The sequence below is a fragment of the Pseudomonas sp. PA-4-8C genome, from assembly GCF_021606625.1.
Lineage (GTDB): Bacteria > Pseudomonadota > Gammaproteobacteria > Pseudomonadales > Pseudomonadaceae > Aquipseudomonas > Aquipseudomonas lactis.
On sequence record NZ_WKCD01000566.1, the window covers coordinates 1 to 920 of the forward strand.

The window sequence follows — 920 nt, forward strand, 5'->3', positions numbered from 1 at the left end:
CTGTTAGGTTCAGCAACCCGACAGACACCGCCTGTTAAAAAGTACCCAGGGCCAAGCAGGAGCGTGGCTGAAACAAGGGGGGATTTTTACCAGTGCAGGTGTTGGGCGTTCGCGCCCGAGGGTTTTGTATGTTGCTACGTTATGCAGCATTGGCCGCCATGGTGGTCGCGGCTTCCGGGTGTGTACAAGAGCGTGTGGTGCATGAACGCAGGCCGGTGCAACGTGAGTATGTTGATGTGGTGGCGCCGCAACCGCCGCCGGTGCAGGTGATAGAAGTCGAACCGGCGGTACGCGAGGGTTATATCTGGTCACGCGGTTACTGGCGTTGGGAAGGCGGGCGTTATGTAGCAGTGCACGGCCATTGGGAGCCGGTGCGCCAGGGCTATCGTTATGTACACCCGCACTGGGTGCAGCGTAATGATGGCTACCACTGGCAGATCGGCGGCTGGGTTCGCTGACCAAACCTCCTCACCCTTTCCTCTGTAGGAGCGAGCTTGCTCGCGAAAAACGTCAACGGTTACACGGGCATTTAGGTTGCACGCGGTGCCTGTGAGTTTTTCGCGAGCAAGCTCGCTCCTACACAAACAAAGCGAGCTAGCCGAGCCGTTTCATCCCCGCTGCCTTGGCCGCGTTCAGATCAAAGGTGGCGGTGTACTCGCACCCCGCCGCGTGGCCACAGCGTTCAACCAGGCAGTCGGCAAAGTCGGCTTTGCCTGCGCTGAACTTGCGCAATGCCTGCCAGATGATATCGGCGTGCTCGACGGTCAGCTCCCGCGTGTGCAACAAGGTTTCCAGCACCATTACCACGTCGCCTTTGGCCGACTGGTAACAGGACTGCAACACCCACACCAACTCCGTAAGCGTCACCAGGCTGACAAAGCCTGGCGAGGCGGCGGAGAGCGATTCGATCAGTTGGGACG

General features: G+C 59.6%; 2 protein-coding genes. One reads left to right on the forward strand and one right to left on the reverse strand.

Annotated elements, in window-relative coordinates:
* The first annotated feature begins 128 nt into the window (after positions 1-128).
* Positions 129-458 carry a YXWGXW repeat-containing protein gene (locus GIW04_RS30990; protein WP_034135113.1) on the forward strand — a complete coding sequence of 110 codons (330 nt, stop codon included), beginning with the start codon at positions 129-131 and terminating at the stop codon, positions 456-458.
* Positions 459-594: 136 nt separating this feature from the next.
* Here the strand turns inward: GIW04_RS30990 and GIW04_RS30995 are convergent.
* Positions 595-920, reverse strand: a 326-nt coding sequence (locus GIW04_RS30995) for a PIN domain-containing protein (protein WP_236479646.1), incomplete at its 5' end; no start/stop codon positions are given.